This is a genomic window from Streptomyces sp. NPDC048182 (assembly GCF_043202555.1).
Taxonomy (GTDB): Bacteria; Actinomycetota; Actinomycetes; order Streptomycetales; family Streptomycetaceae; genus Streptomyces.
The window spans coordinates 1-14,273 of sequence record NZ_JBIDAQ010000014.1; the positions used below are offsets into that span (position 1 = coordinate 1).

Below are 14,273 nucleotides of genomic sequence, written 5' to 3' on the forward strand. Positions count from 1 at the left end.
GCCCGGTTACATTCCGAACCCGGAAGCTAAGCCTTACAGCGCCGATGGTACTGCAGGGGGGACCCTGTGGGAGAGTAGGACGCCGCCGAACAATCTTTGGAAGGACCCCTGGTCCCAGCGTTCAGCTGGGACCAGGGGTCCTTTTGCTTTTATCATGCTTGCGGTACCTAAGACAGGAGTCACCATGTCCACCAACTCTCCCGACGATCGGCCGGAGCGCGATCGCGATCAGCGGCGACGGGACGGTGGCCAGCGCGGAGATCGGGGCGGATTCCGCCGGGACGACAACCGCGGTGGTGGTGGCGGGTACGGGCGTCGGGACGACCGTGATCGTGGCCCGCGGCGCGACGACCGTGATCGTGGTCCCCGTCGTGACGATCGTGGTGAGCGGTCTCCCTTCCGTCGCGACGACCGTGACCGCGATCGCGGTCCGCGTCGTGACGACCGGGGTGACCGGCCGGCTTTCCGCCGTGACGACCGAGGTGACCGCAGGGACCGTGGCGGCTTCGGCCGGCGCGACGACAACCGCGGTGGTGGCTACCAGCGTCGCGACGACCGGGATCGCGCACCGCGCCGCGATGACCGTGGTGAGCGGCCTGCCTTCCGTCGTGACGACCGTCGCGATGACCGGCCGCCCTTCCGTCGCGACGACCGGGATCGTGGTCCGCGTCGTGACGACCGCCGTGACGACCGGCCTGCCTTCCGCCGCGACGACCGCCGTGACGACCGGCCGCCCTTCCGGCGTGACGACCGTGGCGAGCGCCCGCCGTTCCGCCGCGATGACCGGGACCGTGACCGCGCGCCGCGTCGTGACGACCGCCGGGACGACCGGCCTGCCTTCCGCCGCGACGACCGTCGTGACGACCGGCCGGGTTTCCGTCGTGACGACCGTCGCGACGATCGGCCTGCCTTCCGCCGCGACGACCGCCGTGACGACCGGCCGCCCTTCCGGCGTGACGACCGTGGCGAGCGCCCGCCGTTCCGCCGCGACGACCGTCGTGACGACCGGCCGGGTTTCCGCCGTGACGACCGGCCGGGCTTCCGTCGTGACGACCGGCCGGGCTTCCGTCGCGACGACCGGGGTGGCTACCGCGGACGGGACGACCGTCGTGACGGCGGCGGTGGGCGGTTCCGTGAGGAGCGTGACCGGGACCGGGAGCCGATCAAGCGGCTGCCGATCCCCGAGGACGTCACCGGCGACGAGATCGACAAGGACGTGCGGCAGGAGCTGCAGAGCCTGCCCAAGACGCTCGCTGAGGACGTCGCCAGGAACCTGGTGATGGTGGCCCGGCTGCTCGACGAGGACCCCGAGGCGGCGTACGGCTACTCCAAGGTGGCGCTGCGGCTCGCCTCGCGCGTCGCCGCCGTACGCGAGGCCGGTGGGTTCGCCGCGTACGCCAACCAGAAGTACGGCGAGGCGCTGGCCGAGTTCCGGGCCGCGCGGCGGATGACCGGGTCCGCGGAGCTGTGGCCGGTCATGGCCGACTGCGAGCGCGGGCTCGGGCGGCCGGAGAAGGCGCTGGACATGGCCGGTGCGCCCGAGGTGCACAAGCTGGACAAGGCCGGGCAGGTCGAGATGCGCCTGGTCGCGGCCGGTGCCCGGCGTGACATGGGGCAGCTGGACGCGGCCATCGTGACGCTGCAGAGCCCCGAGCTGGCCTCGAACTCCACCCAGCCCTGGACCGCCCGCCTGCGCTACGCGTACGCCGACGCGCTGCTGGCCGCCGGCCGGGAGGGCGAGGCGCGTGAGTGGTTCGCCAAGGCCGTCGAGGCCGACCGGGACGGCAGCACCGACGCCTCCGACCGGCTCGCCGAGCTGGACGGCGTCGAGTTCGTGGACGCCATGGGCGAGGACGACGAGGACCGGCCCACCGACGAGGGCCGCGAGCAGGACTGACGAAACACGAAAGGGGCGGGGCCGTAAGGTCCCGCCCCTTTCGCGTGCCCTCAGAGGTCCAGCGCGCGCAGCACCAGCCCCGACGCCGGCTTCGGGCCGAAGGACGTCGACTTGCGGGGCATCGTCACGCCCTGGCGGGCCAGGTCGCGGACGACCTCCTCGCGGACGGGGTGCATCAGCACGGCCGCGCCGCCGTCGCGTACCGCCTTGTCGACCGTGGCCGCCGTGTCGTGGATGTAGGAGACATGGGCCGCCGAGTCCTCCGGGACCTGCCAGACGTGGGCGAGGAGCGCGGCGTGCAGGACGGTGGCGTCCAGGGTGCGCCACGCCTCCGGGCGGTCCCGGCGGACGGTGCGGGCCAGCAGGCCGGGGTCGAGGCGGTCGACGAGGTGGAAGGCGCCGTCACCCGCGAGGAGGTAGGCGTTGCCCGCGCCGGCCGCCGCCGCGAGGGCGTCCAGGGCCTCGGGCAGCGGGGTGTCGAGGCGGCGGACGCGGGCGTGGCCGGCCAGGGCGGCGACCGCGTCGGACACGGGGACGGTGTGCAGGAGGCGGTGGATGGCGCGGACGCGAAGGGGGTAGCGGGCCGTGTCCACCAGCAGGACCAGGCCGTGGTCCCAGGGGCCGGGGGAGGGGTGCTCGGCGCGCAGCCTGCGGTAGGTGGCCCAGCGGTGGTGGCCGTCGGCGATCAGTGCCTGGTGCCGGGCGAGTCCGGCGCGGACGCGGGCCAGGTCGTCGGGGGCGGTGACCGCCCACAGGCGGTGGTGGAAGCCGTCCTCCGTGGTGGTCGCCAGGAGCGGCGGGCGCTCGGCGGCCTCCTCCACCAGGGCCGTCGTGTCGTCGGCGCCGCGGTAGGTCAGGAGGAGCGGTTCGAGGTTGGCCGAGGTCGCCCGCATGAGGTCGGCGCGGTCGGCCACGATGTGCGGCATGACGTCCTCGTGCGGGAGGACGACGCCGTCCGACGGGTCCGTCACCCGCAGGGCGCCGATGAGGCCGCGCTGGAGCAGGCCGTCGGGGGCGCGCTGCTCGTAGACGTACAGGCCGGGTTCCGGGTCGGCCGCCAGGACGCCCTCGGAGCGCCAGCGGCGCAGGGTGGCTGCGGCCTGGGCGTTGCGGGCCTGCGGGGTGGCGGCCTGGGGGAGGATCAGCCGGACGATGTTGTGCGGGTCGGCGGACTCCAGGTGGAGCAGGCCGTCCGGGCGGACCACGACGTCGTAGGGCGGGGAGGTCACGGCGGCCAGGCTGCCGACCCGGTCGGGGTCGTAGCGGAGACCTCGGAACGGGGTGAGTTCCAAGCCCCGGTGCGCCGTTGCTTCCGGGTGGCCTGCGGTGTTCATCCCGGCATCGTACGTGTGTCGGTGGCATGGGGGATGATCGGGGGAAGGCGGCACACGACACGGCGGACGAGGAGCGGAGACGGGATGAGCGGCAGCGTCAGGACCAGGCCCGAGGGCAGCGAGCGGGGGCTGAACGAGGCGTACGACACGGCGCTGCTCGACCTGGACGGCGTGGTGTACGCGGGCGGGGACGCCATCGCGCACGCCGTCGAGTCGCTCGCGACGGCCCGCGAGGGCGGCATGCACCTGGCGTACGTCACGAACAACGCCTTCCGCACCCCGGACGCGGTCGCGGAGCACCTGTCCGAGCTGGGGGTGCCGGCCGACGCCTCGGACGTGATCACCTCGGCGCAGGCGGTGGCCCGGCTGATCTCCGAGCAGGTGCCCGAGGGGGCGCGGGTGCTGGTGATCGGCGGGGAGGGGCTCACGGTGGCGCTGCGCGAGCGCGGTCTGGAGCCCGTGGAGTCGGCGGACGACGATCCGGCGGCGGTCGTGCAGGGGTACGGCGGGCCCGAGTTGGCGTGGGGCCGGTTCGCGGAGGCGTGCTACGCCATCGCGCGCGGCGTGCCGTGGTTCGCCTCCAACACCGACCTGACGATCCCCAGCGGCCGGGGCATCGCGCCGGGCAACGGCGCGGCGGTGGAGGTCGTGCGGATCGCCACCGGCGCCGAGCCGCGGGTGGCGGGCAAGCCGCTGCCGCCGATGCACCGGGAGACGATCCTGCGCACCGGCGCGAAGCGGCCGCTGGTGGTGGGCGACCGGCTGGACACGGACATCGAGGGCGCGGCCAACGGCGAAGTGGACTCGCTGCTCGTGCTGACCGGCGTGACGGACGGGCCTCAGCTGCTCGCCGCACCGCCGCAGCACCGGCCCACCTATGTCGACGCCGACCTGCGCGGGCTGCTCACCGGGCAGCCGGAGGTCACCGGGGACGCGGAGAGCGGGTTCTGCTGCGGGGGCTGGACGGCGAAGGCCGGCGGGGAGCGGCTGGAGCTGGAGGGCGACGGCGAGGCGCTGGACGGGCTGCGGGCGCTGTGCGCGGCGGCCTGGACGGCGGGCGGGGACAGCGGGTGCGAGTTGGACGGGGGCAAGGCGCTGGCCCGGCTGGGGCTGTGACGGGTGCCGTCGGCGTAAGGGGTGGGCAGGCGTTCGAGATCGAATGTGAGGGTAGGCTAACCTGACCGGGTGTTGGTCGACAGTCCCCCCGAACAGCGCGCGGAGACCGCCCCCGCGCCACCGAAACGCCTGGCCTTCCGCGTGGTCGGACTGCCCGTCTCCGCGGCGCTCCTGGTGGCCGTCGCGCTGCTGAGCCTCGCGGTCGGCGCGAAGGACCTGTCCCTGGCCCAGGTGTGGCACGGGCTGTTCCACGACACCGGGGGCTACGGCGACGTGGTCGTGGGCGACCGGCTGTCGCGGACCCTGCTCGGCCTGCTGGCCGGCGCCGCCCTGGGCGTCTCCGGCGCCGTCCTCCAGGCGCTCACCCGCAACCCGCTCGCCGACCCCGGGCTGCTCGGCATCAACGCGGGCGCCTCGGCGGCGGTGGTCACCGCGATCACGTACTTCGGCGTCACCTCGCTGACCGGCTACGTGTGGTTCGCCTTCCTCGGCGCGGCGGGCGTCGGCGCGCTGGTCTGGTTCCTCGGCGGCAGCCGCAGCGCCACGCCGGTGCGGCTGGTCCTGGCCGGCACCGCCATCAGCGCCGCCCTCCTCGGCTACATCCAGGCCACGATGATCATGGACGAGGCGGCGCTCGGCCGGATGCGCTTCTGGACGGTGGGCTCGCTGTCCTCGGCGACGGACGCGACGATCGAGCAGGTCGTACCGTTCCTGCTGGCCGGCACCGCCCTCGCCCTGCTGCTCGCCCGGCCGCTGAACGCCCTGGAGATGGGCGACGACACCGCCAAGGCCCTCGGCGCCAACCTCAACCGCACCCGCGCCCTCGCCATGCTCGCCGCGACCGTGCTGTGCGGGGCGGCGACCGCCGCCTGCGGGCCGATCGTCTTCGTCGGCCTGATGGTGCCGCACATCGTGCGCTCCTTCACCGGACCCGACCTGCGCTGGATCCTGCCCTACGCCGCGCTCCTGTCGCCGGTGCTGCTGCTCGGCGCGGACGTCGTCGGCCGGTTCGTCGCGCGGCCCGCCGAGATCCAGGTCGGCATCGTCACCGCCGTCCTCGGCGGGCCGGTCTTCATCCTCCTGGTACGGCGGCGAAGGACGGCCCAGCTGTGAAGAGTCCCCGCGCCGTGCGCAGCCCCGGCGGGCTCTCCGTCCGCCTCGACGTGCGCTCCCTCGTGGTCGTCGCCGGCCTGCTGCTCGCCGCCCTCGCCGCGAGCGTCGTCCTCATCGGCACCGGCGACTTCGCCATCCCGGCCGGCGACGTGCTCAAGACCCTGGCCGGGGGCGGCAGCGCCAGCCAGGAGTTCATCATCAACGAACTGCGGCTGCCGCGGGTCCTGGTCGCCCTCCTGGTGGGCGCCTCGCTCGGCGTGGGCGGCGCGCTGTTCCAGGCCATCTCCCGCAACCCGCTGGGCAGTCCGGACGTGCTGGGCCTCGGGCAGGGCGCGACGACCGGCGCCCTGGTGATGATCGTGCTGTTCTCCGGCAGCGCCGCGCAGGTCACCGCCGGCGCGCTGGTGGGCGGCCTGGTGACCGGCCTCGGCATCTACGCGCTCGCCTGGAAGCGGGGCGTGCACGGGTACCGGCTCGTGCTGGTCGGCATCGGCGTCTCCGCGATCGTCACCGGCGTCAACGGCTATCTGATGACCCGCGCCGACATCGTGGACGCCGCCCGCGCCCTGGTCTGGATGACCGGCTCGCTCGAGGGGCGGGACTGGAGCCAGGTCTGGCCGCTGCTTGTGCTGTGCGCCGTGCTGGTGCCGCTCGTGCTCGGCAACGGGCGGGCGCTGAAGATGATGGAGATGGGCGACGACGTCTCGTACGCCCTCGGGGTGCGCGTCGAGCGGGTGCGGATGGCGCTGCTGGTCGCCGCCGTGCTGCTCACCTCCGCCGCCACCGCCGCCGCGGGGCCGGTCGGGTTCGTCGCGCTGACCGCGCCGCAGCTCGCCCGGCGGCTGACCCGCTCGCCCGGACCCAACCTGCTGCCGTCCCTGTGCATGGGCGCCGCCCTGCTGGTCGTCTCCGACTGGGCCTCCCAGCGCCTCTTCGGCGCCGACCAGCTGCCCGTCGGCGTGGTCACCAACGTCGTCGGCGGCGTCTACCTGCTGTGGCTGCTGGTCAGCGAGCGCAGGGCGGGCCGGATATGAGCGCGAGCGCCCTTCACGACCGTGGGCCGAACGACAGCGGGCCGAACGGCCGTGGGCCGAACAACCGAAGGAGCACCGTGAACCGCCTGTCCGCAGAGAACGTCACCCTCGCCTACGACCAGCGGGTCATCGCCGAGCGGCTGTCGGTGGAGATCCCCGACAACTCGTTCACCGTGATCGTCGGCCCCAACGCCTGCGGCAAGTCCACCCTGCTGCGCGCCCTGTCGCGGATGCTCAAGCCCAGCACCGGCCGGGTGCTCCTGGACGGCGAGGTCATCCAGTCCCGGCCCGCCAAGCAGGTCGCCCGCACCCTCGGCCTGCTGCCGCAGTCGTCCATCGCGCCGGACGGCATCACCGTCGCCGACCTCGTCGGCCGGGGCCGCTACCCGCACCAGGGCCTGCTGCGCCAGTGGTCGACGGAGGACGAGCGGGTGGTCCAGGAGTCGATGGCGCAGACCGGCGTCGCCGAGCTGGCCGACCGCTATGTGGACGAGCTGTCCGGCGGGCAGCGCCAGCGCGTCTGGATCGCCATGGCGCTGGCCCAGCAGACGCCGCTGCTGCTCCTGGACGAGCCGACGACGTACCTCGACATCCAGCACCAGATCGACGTCCTCGACCTCTGCGCCGAGCTGCACGAGGAGCAGGGCCGCACCCTGGTGGCGGTGCTGCACGACCTCAACCACGCGGCCCGCTACGCCACCCACCTCATCGCGCTGCGCGCGGGCGAGGTCATCGCCGAGGGCAGGCCCAAGGACATCGTCACGGCCGAGCTGGTCGAGGACGTGTTCGGGCTGCGCTGCCAGGTCATCGACGACCCGGAGACCGGGACGCCGCTGGTGGTGCCGGCCGCGCGCCGGGCGCGGAGCGCGCGGACGGCCAAGGTGGGGGCGGCCACCGAGGCATCCTGAGCCACGGGGCTGCCGAGACCTCCGGAGCCGCGGCTACAGAAGCTTCCTGAGCCGGAACAGGTCACGCAGCCCGGCCTCCAGGCGCACCCGTCCCGACCCCCACGCCTTGGCGAAGTTCAGCTCCCCGTCGACCAGCGCCACCAGGTCGTCGCCGGTCATCGCCAGCCGGATCTCCACGCGCTCGCGGGGCGGCCCGGGCAGGGTCTCGCGCACCTCGATCCGGCCGCCGGTCATGCGGCCGGCGAAGGTGACGTCCAGGTCGGTGATGTGGCAGCTCACCGAGCGGTCGAGGTCGGCGGCGGCCCGCACGTCGCCCTGGGCGCCGCCCATGCTGTCCGAGAGCTTCTCGAGTGCGGCACGGCACTCCTCAGTCGTCGCCATCAGCGCCGACCGTACCCCAGGCGTTCGCGGTAGCGTCGGGGCATGAGCGACGCAGTACCGGAGACGGAGCCGGACCCACCGGCCGTGGAGCCGGTGGACGAGGGGTACGACCCCGCCGCCCCCGCCCCCCTGGAGGTCCCCCGCACCCCCACCGGCGACGCCGGGGTGGACGCCCGGCTCCAGCGGCTGGCCGACGCCGACCACCTCGCCACGGACGGGCACCTGGAGGTGTACGAGGATGTACACCGGGGGCTGCGCGAGGCGCTGACCGCGCTGGACGCCCGCCCCGCACCGTCCTCATGAGCACAAGGGAGCTGAACCGAACGTGGCAGGAGTCGCACGCCGCCGTCTCGACGCGGAGCTGGTCCGCCGGAAGCTCGCGCGCTCGCGCGAGCACGCCGGGCAGCTGATCGCCGCCGGCCGGGTCTCGGTCGGCAAGACCGTCGCGACCAAGTCCGCCACGCAGGTGGAGACCGCCGCGGCCATCGTCGTCAGCCAGGACGACAGCGACCCCGACTACGTCTCGCGCGGCGGCCACAAGCTGGCCGGCGCCCTCGCCGCCTTCGTGCCCGAGGGGCTGGTCGTCGAGGGCCGCCGGGCGCTGGACGCCGGCGCGTCCACCGGGGGCTTCACCGACGTGCTGCTGCGGGCCGGTGCCGCGCACGTCGTCGCCGTGGACGTCGGCTACGGGCAGCTCGCCTGGTCGCTCCAGCAGGATGAACGGGTCACCGTCAAGGACCGTACGAACGTACGGGAGCTGACGCTCGACGCGATCGACCAGGTGCCGGTGGACCTGGTCGTGGGCGACCTGTCCTTCATCCCGCTCGGCCTGGTGCTGCCCGCCCTGAAGGCGTGCACACGGCCGGACGCCGACCTGGTGATGATGGTCAAGCCGCAGTTCGAGGTGGGCAAGGAGCGCCTCGGCAGCGGGGGAGTGGTGCGCAGCGCCGAGCTGCGCGCCGAGGCCGTGACGGGCGTCGCCCGCCGGGCCTGGGAGCTGGGGCTCGGGGTGAGGGGGGTCACCGCCAGTCCGCTGCCGGGCCCCTCCGGGAACGTCGAGTACTTTCTGTGGCTGCGGGCGGGTGCCGACGAACTCGACCCGGCCGACGTTGACCGTGCAGTGGCGGAGGGGCCGCGTTGACACAGAACCGAGCACGAACGGTATTCCTGCTCGCCCACACCGGACGCCCGGCGGCCATTCGCAGCGCCGAGCTGGTGGTCAAGGGGCTGCTCCTTGCCGGGATCGGGGTGCGGGTCCTGGAGGCCGAGGCGTGCGACCTGCCGCTGCCGGCCGAGGTGGAGCTGATCGCCGAGGCCACCCCGCAGTGCCTGGACGGCTGCGAGCTGCTCATCGTGCTCGGCGGTGACGGCACCCTGCTGCGCGGCGCCGAGTTCGCCCGCGCCTCCGGGGTGCCGATGCTCGGCGTCAACCTGGGCCGCGTCGGCTTCCTCGCCGAGGCCGAGCGCGACGACCTCGACCAGGTCGTGGACCGGGTGGTGAGCCGGGCCTACGACGTCGAGGAGCGGATGACCGTCGACGTGGCCGTGCACCGCAACGGCGACATCGTGCACACCGACTGGGCGCTGAACGAGGCCGCCGTGCAGAAGGTCTCCGCCGAGAAGCTGCTGGAGGTCGTCCTGGAGGTGGACGGGCGCCCGGTGACCGGCTTCGGCTGCGACGGCATCGTGCTGTCCACGCCGACCGGGTCGACGGCGTACGCCTTCTCGGCCGGCGGCCCCGTGGTGTGGCCGGAGGTGGAGGCGCTGCTGATGGTGCCGATCAGCGCGCACGCGCTGTTCGCCAAGCCGCTGGTGACCTCGCCGGACTCGGTGCTCGCGGTGGAGGTGCTGCCGCACATCCCGCCGGGCGTGCTGTGGTGCGACGGGCGGCGGACCGTGGAGCTGCCCCCGGGCGCGCGCGTGGAGGTGCGGCGCGGGGCGGTGCCGGTGCGGCTCGCCCGGCTGCACCACGCGTCCTTCACGGACCGGCTGGTCGCGAAGTTCGCCCTGCCGGTCTCCGGGTGGCGCGGGGCGCCGCACTAGCGGGCCCGCAACGAGCCGGCGGCGGGCCGGTCACGGGTCGCCGCGTCCCCGGTCGGGTGGGGTGGCGTCGCGCGGAGCGGCCGAAACCTCGTATGGTCGTGGGCGTGCTTGAGGAGATGCGGATACGGTCGCTCGGGGTCATCGACGACGCCGTTGTCGAGCTGTCGCCCGGGTTCACCGCCGTCACCGGCGAGACGGGCGCCGGCAAGACCATGGTGGTCACCAGTCTGGGGCTGCTGCTCGGTGGCCGCGCGGACGCGGCGCTGGTGCGGATGGGCGCGCGGAACGCGGTGGTCGAGGGCCGCATCGCCGTGCCCGGCGACGCCGCCGCCGCGGTGCGGGCCGAGGAGGCCGGCGCGGAGCTGGACGACGGGGCGCTGCTGATCAGCCGTACCGTTTCCGCGGAGGGCCGCTCCCGGGCCCACCTGGGCGGCCGGTCGGTGCCGGTCGGCATGCTCGCCGAGCTGGCCGACGAGCTGGTGGCCGTGCACGGGCAGACCGACCAGCAGGGGCTGCTGAAGCTGAACCGGCAGCGCCAGGCGCTCGACCGGTACGCGGGCGACGCGGTCGCCGGGCCGCTCGCCAAGTACGCCGGGGCCTACAAGCGGCTGCGCGTCGTCGCCGCCGAGCTGGACGAGATCACCACGCGCGCGCGGGAACGCGCCCAGGAGGCCGACCTGCTGCGTTTCGGCCTCGACGAGGTCGCCGCCGTAGAGCCGCGCGCCGGTGAGGACACCGAGCTGGCCGAGGAGGCCGAGCGGCTCGGGCACGCCGAGGCGCTGGCGTCGGCCGCCGCCCTCGCGCACGCCGCGCTGGCCGGCGACCCGGAGGACCCCGAGGGCGTGGACGGGGCGACGCTCGTCGCCGGCGCCCAGCGGGCCCTGGACGCCGTACGCGCCCACGACCCGGCCCTCGCCTCCCTCGCCGACCGGATCGGCGAGGTCGGCATCCTGCTGCGGGACGTCGCCGGGGAGCTGGCCGGGTACGCCGACGACCTGGACGCCGACCCGCTGCGGCTGGCCGCGGTCGAGGAGCGGCGGGCCGCGCTCACCGCCCTCACCCGCAAGTACGGCGAGGACATCGCCTCCGTGCTGGCCTGGGCCGAGCAGGGCGCGGCGCGGCTGACCGAGCTGGAGGGCGACGACGAGCGCACCGGCGAGCTGACCGCGGAGCGGGACGCGCTCCGGGCCGAGCTGGGCGGGCTCGCGCAGGCGCTGAGCGACGCCCGGACGGAGGCCGCCGAGCGGTTCGCCGCCGCCGTCACCGCCGAGCTGGCCTCGCTCGCCATGCCCCACGCGCGCGTGTCCTTCGCGATCCGGCAGACCGAGGACCCCGAGGGCGTCGAGGTCGGCGGGCGCACGGTCGCCTACGGGCCGTCCGGCGCCGACGAGGTCGAGCTGCTGCTCGCCCCGCACCCCGGGGCCCCGCCCCGGCCCATCGCCAAGGGCGCCTCCGGGGGTGAGCTGTCCCGGGTGATGCTGGCCGTGGAGGTCGTCTTCGCGGGCACCGACCCGGTGCCGACGTACCTCTTCGACGAGGTCGACGCAGGCGTCGGCGGCAAGGCGGCGGTCGAGATCGGGCGGCGCCTGGCGCGGCTCGCGAAGACCGCCCAGGTCGTCGTGGTCACCCACCTGCCCCAGGTGGCCGCGTTCGCCGACCGGCAGCTGCTGGTGGAGAAGACCAACGACGGGTCGGTGACCCGGTCCGGGGTGAAGGTCCTGGAGGGCGAGGACCGGATCCGGGAGCTGTCCCGGATGCTCGCCGGCCAGGAGGACTCCGAGACGGCCCGGGCACACGCCGAGGAACTGCTCCGGGCGGCCCGGGCGGACGCCTGACTCGACGGGCTCCTCCCAGCTGATGCGGCCGGGACGCAACGCGCTGAGGAGACCGCCCACCCCGTTGTCCGCCAACTGCCGGACGCGTCACGGCTCGTCCGCCCCGTCCGCGCTCGGCGCCGAACCGCCGTTCGCCACCCGGCTGTTGCCGATGGCGCACGCCAGCTCGATCAGCGGTCGCGGACCGTCGGCGAGTCGCGTGCGGGCGATGTCCCGGGCGGTGGAGTCGTACGCGCGCCTGCCGGCCGGGGGCGAGCCGGACGTGATCGCCGCCGCGGTCCCGCCCGGGTCGCACATCCTCGAACTCGGCTGCGGCGCGGGCCGGGTGACCCACCCGCTGCTCCAGCGGGGCTTCACGGTGACGGCCGTCGACGAGTCGGCGGAGATGCTCGGCCGCGTGCGCGGCGCCCGCACGGTGTGCGGCACCATCGAGGACCTCCGGCTCGACGAGACGTTCGACGTGGCCATGCGCGTCCGCTGTCCGCCGAGCAGTTCGATTCGGCGCTCGCCGAGGCGGACCTGACGCCTGAGGGGAGCGCGGGAGCGCCCCTTAGGGTGATCCGGTGATCATGTCTGTCCGCCGCACCGGCGCCTCCTCGCTCCGTACCGCCGCCCTCACCCGCGTCGGCCTCGGCCTGCTGCGTGCCACCGCGCCCGGTGGCCGGGAGCGCTGGGAGCGGCGGAACCACGCCGGGCGGGCCGTCGGCCTGTACGCCGGGCCCGCCTGCGCCCTCGCGACCGCGGTGGGCGTGGGGCGGGTGCGGACCGCCGCAGGGCTCGCCGTGCTCGCCGCGGGGGCCTGCGGGGCCTACGACGACGTCGTGGGCGCCGGTGACCCCCGCAGCGGCTTCCAGGCGCACCTGGCGGCGCTGCGGCAGGGCGAGGTCACCAGCGGAGCGGTCAAGCTGTTCGGGATCTCCGCGGCCGGCCTCGCCGCCGGCGCCGCGCTGAAGGAGCGCCCGCTGGACCGGCTGCTCGCCGGTGCCGTCATCGCTGGGGCCGCGCACCTCGTCAACCTCGTGGACGTACGTCCCGGACGGGCCGCCGTGGCGGTTCTGGCGCTCGGCGCGCCGGCCCTGCCGCGCGGCAGGGCCGGCGCGCGGACGGCCGCGGCGGCGATGGGGGCAGCCGCCGCCGTGCTGCCCGACGACCTCGCCGAGCGCACCATGCTCGGCGACACCGGGGCGCACGCGCTCGGCGCGGCCGTCGGCGCCGCCGTCGTGGCAGGCACCGGCCGGGCGGGGCTCGTCGCGCACGCCGCCGCGCTGGTGGCCGCGGCGGCCTGCGGAGACCGGGTGAGCGCGCTGGCTCGCTCACTCGTGTGAGTGAACTGACCTTGTGGCGTTGCCCCGAGGGCCTACACTCCGGATCTGCGTCGTTCCCGGAACACCCGTACGGCCTGGCATCCTTGACGGTGCGGCGTGCGGGAACCCGCGCCGCATTCCCCCCGCCGAACCAGGAGCCCCGGCCCACGTGACCTCCGCGAACAGCCCCTCGCCGCACGGCCAGTCGCCGCTGCGCACCGTGCAGGTGCTGGGCGGCGGCGACGCCCGCAGCAGCGCGCACGTGCGCTCGCTCGCCGCGGGGCTGGCCGCCCGGGGCGTGCTGGTCACGGTGTGCGCCCCGCAGGAGGCGGAGGCGGCCTACGACTTCCGGGGCGCCGGCGCCGGACACGTACCGGTGCCGCGCAGCAGCGACCCGGTCTCCGTGGCCGCGCTGCGGGCGGCGCTCGCGGACGCCGACCTGGTGCACGCGCACGGGCTGCACGCCTCCTTCCGCACCGTGCTGGCCCTCGGCGGCCGGCGCGCCACCACCCCGTTCGTCGTCACCTGGCACGACCGCGTGCCCGCCGAGGGGGCCCGCGCCCAGTTCCTGCGCGTCCTGGAGCGGCGGGTGATGCGCGCCGCCACCGTGGTGCTCGGCGCCACCTCCGAACTGGTCGACCTGGCCCGCCGGACCGGCGCCCGGGACGCCCGGCTCGGCGCCGTCGCGCTGCCGGGGCGCCCCCGCAGGCCGGCAGGGCCGGACGGCGCGCCGCTGAAGCTGCGCGCCGAAGTGGGCGCCGTGGAGCGCCCGTTGCTGGTCGCCGTCGGCGCCCTGGACCGCGACGGGGGGTACGACGTGCTGCTCGACGCCGCCCGCGCCTGGCGCCGCCTCGATCCGCCCCCGCTGGTCGTCGTCGCCGGGGAGGGCCCGCTGCGCCCGGAGCTGCAGCGGCGCATCGAACGCGAGGAACTGCCCGTCGTACTGGCCGGCCGCCGGGACGACGTCACCGAGCTGCTCGCCGCGGCCGACCTCGCCCTGCTGCCAGGGCGCCGCGCGGCCCGCTCCGTCCTCGCGCAGGAGGCCCTCCACGCGCGCGTGCCGCTGGTCGCGAGCGACGCGGGCGGGCTGCGCGAACTTGTCGGCGACGCCGCCGCGCTGGTCCCGCCCGGCGACCCCGGGGCGCTGGCCGGCGCCGTCACCCGTCTCCTCGCCGACCCGGCGCGGTGCGAGGAGCTGCGCGAGCGGGGCGTCCGCCAGGCGACCGGCTGGCCGACCGAGGACGAGACGGTCGCCCAGGTGCTCAGCGTCTACGACGAGCTGACGCAGCCCCGGCCGATGCGCTGACC

Annotated in this window: 14 protein-coding genes, 1 rRNA gene and 1 pseudogene; 14 read left to right on the forward strand and 2 right to left on the reverse strand. The window is 75.3% G+C overall.

Annotated elements, in window-relative coordinates:
• The 3 genes from rrf to ACGFZL_RS24650 all read left to right on the forward strand — a co-directional run.
• Nucleotides 1-91, forward strand: a 5S ribosomal RNA gene (gene rrf / locus ACGFZL_RS24640); the annotation flags it as partial.
• A 154-nt stretch (nucleotides 92-245) separates the two neighbouring features.
• On the forward strand, nucleotides 246-1,280 hold the full coding sequence (locus ACGFZL_RS24645) for a hypothetical protein (protein WP_393695051.1): 1,035 nt from the start codon (nucleotides 246-248) through the stop codon (nucleotides 1,278-1,280).
• A complete protein-coding gene (locus tag ACGFZL_RS24650) occupies nucleotides 1,172-1,897 on the forward strand; it encodes a hypothetical protein (RefSeq protein ID WP_355175522.1) in 726 nt (241 codons plus the stop codon). The genes ACGFZL_RS24645 and ACGFZL_RS24650 overlap by 109 nt, the downstream gene beginning before the upstream one ends.
• Before the next feature lie 50 nt (nucleotides 1,898-1,947).
• Here ACGFZL_RS24650 and ACGFZL_RS24655 read toward each other — a convergent pair whose 3' ends face one another.
• A complete protein-coding gene (locus tag ACGFZL_RS24655) occupies nucleotides 1,948-3,231 on the reverse strand; it encodes a DUF1015 family protein (RefSeq protein WP_393694797.1) in 1,284 nt (427 codons plus the stop codon).
• Between the two features lie 84 nt (nucleotides 3,232-3,315).
• On the opposite strand from ACGFZL_RS24655, the gene ACGFZL_RS24660 reads away from it, so the two are divergent.
• The 4 genes from ACGFZL_RS24660 (at nucleotide 3,316) to ACGFZL_RS24675 (ending at nucleotide 7,402) form a co-directional block, all read left to right on the forward strand.
• Nucleotides 3,316-4,347: an HAD-IIA family hydrolase gene (locus ACGFZL_RS24660; RefSeq protein ID WP_393694799.1), complete on the forward strand. Its 1,032-nt coding sequence runs from the start codon at nucleotides 3,316-3,318 to the stop codon at nucleotides 4,345-4,347.
• Between the two features lie 69 nt (nucleotides 4,348-4,416).
• Nucleotides 4,417-5,460, forward strand: coding sequence for a FecCD family ABC transporter permease (locus ACGFZL_RS24665; RefSeq protein WP_393694801.1), 1,044 nt, complete (start codon nucleotides 4,417-4,419; stop codon nucleotides 5,458-5,460).
• Nucleotides 5,457-6,494, forward strand: a complete 1,038-nt coding sequence (locus ACGFZL_RS24670) for a FecCD family ABC transporter permease (protein WP_393694803.1) — start codon at nucleotides 5,457-5,459, stop codon at nucleotides 6,492-6,494. Before ACGFZL_RS24665 ends, ACGFZL_RS24670 begins: the two co-directional genes overlap by 4 nt.
• Nucleotides 6,491-7,402 carry an ABC transporter ATP-binding protein gene (locus ACGFZL_RS24675; protein WP_393694805.1) on the forward strand — a complete coding sequence of 304 codons (912 nt, stop codon included), beginning with the start codon at nucleotides 6,491-6,493 and terminating at the stop codon, nucleotides 7,400-7,402. The genes ACGFZL_RS24670 and ACGFZL_RS24675 overlap by 4 nt, the downstream gene beginning before the upstream one ends.
• Before the next feature lie 33 nt (nucleotides 7,403-7,435).
• Here the strand turns inward: ACGFZL_RS24675 and ACGFZL_RS24680 are convergent, their stop codons facing one another.
• Nucleotides 7,436-7,783: a sterol-binding protein gene (locus ACGFZL_RS24680; RefSeq protein WP_393694807.1), complete on the reverse strand. Its 348-nt coding sequence runs from the start codon at nucleotides 7,781-7,783 to the stop codon at nucleotides 7,436-7,438.
• Between the two features lie 42 nt (nucleotides 7,784-7,825).
• Between ACGFZL_RS24680 and ACGFZL_RS24685 the strand changes: the two genes are divergently transcribed.
• From ACGFZL_RS24685 to ACGFZL_RS24715, 7 genes and pseudogenes are all read left to right on the forward strand, one after another.
• The gene (locus ACGFZL_RS24685; RefSeq protein WP_393694809.1) at nucleotides 7,826-8,086 is read left to right on the forward strand and encodes a hypothetical protein; all 261 of its coding nucleotides are present in this window, start codon (nucleotides 7,826-7,828) and stop codon (nucleotides 8,084-8,086) included.
• 22 nt (nucleotides 8,087-8,108) lie between these two features.
• On the forward strand, nucleotides 8,109-8,924 hold the full coding sequence (locus ACGFZL_RS24690; protein WP_393694811.1) for a TlyA family RNA methyltransferase: 816 nt from the start codon (nucleotides 8,109-8,111) through the stop codon (nucleotides 8,922-8,924).
• Nucleotides 8,921-9,826, forward strand: coding sequence for an NAD kinase (locus ACGFZL_RS24695; protein WP_355175379.1), 906 nt, complete (start codon nucleotides 8,921-8,923; stop codon nucleotides 9,824-9,826). Before ACGFZL_RS24690 ends, ACGFZL_RS24695 begins: the two co-directional genes overlap by 4 nt.
• 92 nt (nucleotides 9,827-9,918) lie before the next feature.
• A complete protein-coding gene (gene recN, locus ACGFZL_RS24700; RefSeq protein WP_393694813.1) occupies nucleotides 9,919-11,661 on the forward strand; it encodes a DNA repair protein RecN in 1,743 nt (580 codons plus the stop codon).
• A 208-nt stretch (nucleotides 11,662-11,869) separates the two neighbouring features.
• Nucleotides 11,870-12,130, forward strand: a pseudogene (locus ACGFZL_RS24705) (class I SAM-dependent methyltransferase); the annotation flags it as partial.
• 100 nt (nucleotides 12,131-12,230) lie between these two features.
• Nucleotides 12,231-12,986: a hypothetical protein gene (locus ACGFZL_RS24710; protein WP_393695053.1), complete on the forward strand. Its 756-nt coding sequence runs from the start codon at nucleotides 12,231-12,233 to the stop codon at nucleotides 12,984-12,986.
• Between the two features lie 148 nt (nucleotides 12,987-13,134).
• Nucleotides 13,135-14,271: a glycosyltransferase family 4 protein gene (locus ACGFZL_RS24715; protein WP_393694815.1), complete on the forward strand. Its 1,137-nt coding sequence runs from the start codon at nucleotides 13,135-13,137 to the stop codon at nucleotides 14,269-14,271.
• Nucleotides 14,272-14,273: the final 2 nt, after the last annotated feature.